We start from the raw sequence: 1,461 nt of genomic DNA, 5'->3' as shown, positions 1-1,461 counted from the left end.
AGATCCACGACGGAAGGATCCGCCCGGAGCGGATCGACGCCCGGATCCTGCTGCCCAGCCGGGAGCGCAGGCAGAGGAGAAGGGCATCTAGCGGATCACGCCCCGCTCACGCCGTGCCGCGTCGCCCGCACCCCGCGCGGGGTGACGCGGCGCGGGTGTTCGTCCCAGAGGGAGACACCGCCATCCCGGTGACCACGTGGTGTGTCTACGGCGTGGGGGCACGGGTACCGACCAGGTTGGTTCCACGAGCCGGCACGGTCGCACGGTCACGGCAGAAGGCAGCGGGGCACAGCGGTGGGCAGGGTTTCGTGGAGGAGACACCGGGACGCGGTCCGCTCCAGCCTGCGATCACTGGTGACCTCGGCCCTTCTCGTGGCCGCCTACTACCTGCTCCCCCTCGACCAGGCCTTCAACCTGGCCACGATCCTCGTTCTCGCCGGCGGCATCATGGCGGTGGCGCTGCTCCTGGCCTGGCAGATCCGCGAGATCACCCTGGCCCCGCGGCCCGAGCTGCGGGCCATGGAGGCGCTGGCGACCACCGCCCCGCTCTACATGCTCCTGTTCGCGACGACCTACTACCTGATGGGGCGCAGCGCGGCGGGCAGCTTCAGCGAGACGCTCTCGCGGACCGACTCCCTGTACTTCACCGTGACGGTCTTCAGCACGGTCGGCTTCGGGGACATCACTCCGCTCACCGAGGCGGCCCGCGTGCTGGTCACGGGGCAGATGGTGGTGAACGTCCTGCTGATCGGCGTGGCCGCCCGGCTCCTGGTGTCGGCGGTCCAGCGGGGCAGACTCCAGCAGAACGCGCCGGAGCCGGGCGCGGGGGGCACCGGGCCTCCGTACGACGGGTGATCCATCGCACCGGCCCGGAACCCGGAACCCGGAGCCCCGGCCTCGGTCAGGCGCCGACGTACGCCGCCAGGTGTTCGCCGGTCAGGGTGGAGCGGGCGGCGACGAGGTCGGCCGGGGTGCCCTCGAACACGAGCCGGCCGCCGTCGTGGCCGGCGCCGGGGCCGAGGTCGATGATCCAGTCGGCGTGAGCCATGACCGCCTGGTGGTGCTCGACGACGATGACCGACTTGCCCGAGTCGACGATCCGGTCGAGCAGTCCGAGCAACTGCTCCACGTCGGCGAGGTGCAGGCCGGTGGTCGGCTCGTCGAGGACGTACACACCGCCCTTGTCGGCCATGTGCGTGGCGAGCTTGAGCCGCTGCCGCTCGCCGCCGGAGAGCGTGGTGAGCGGCTGGCCGAGGGTGAGATAGCCGAGGCCGACGTCGGCGAGCCGGGAAAGGATCCGCTGCGCGGCCGGTGTGTGCGCCTCTCCGGCGCCGAAGAACTCCACGGCCTCGTCCACCGACATCGCGAGGACCTCGCTGATGTCACGGCCGCCGAGGTGGTACGACGACCCTTCCCGGGGACCCAGCCGCCGACCAGTACGTCCGCGGTCCTCATGTTGCG

At 71.6% G+C, this 1,461-nt stretch carries 2 protein-coding genes; one reads left to right on the top strand and one right to left on the bottom strand.

Annotated features, from left to right (window positions below):
* Positions 1-354 precede the first annotated feature (354 nt).
* Positions 355-855 carry a potassium channel family protein gene (locus ACWEBX_RS40635; RefSeq protein WP_451889712.1) on the top strand — a complete coding sequence of 167 codons (501 nt, stop codon included), beginning with the start codon at positions 355-357 and terminating at the stop codon, positions 853-855.
* A gap of 46 nt (positions 856-901) precedes the next feature.
* Here ACWEBX_RS40635 and ACWEBX_RS40630 read toward each other — a convergent pair.
* Positions 902-1,461 (bottom strand): ATP-binding cassette domain-containing protein (locus ACWEBX_RS40630; protein ID WP_451889711.1); only part of this gene is annotated, 560 nt, incomplete at its 5' end.

Source organism: Streptomyces sp. NPDC005070 (assembly GCF_053600395.1).
This window is presented reverse-complemented; position numbering and strand designations above follow the sequence as displayed.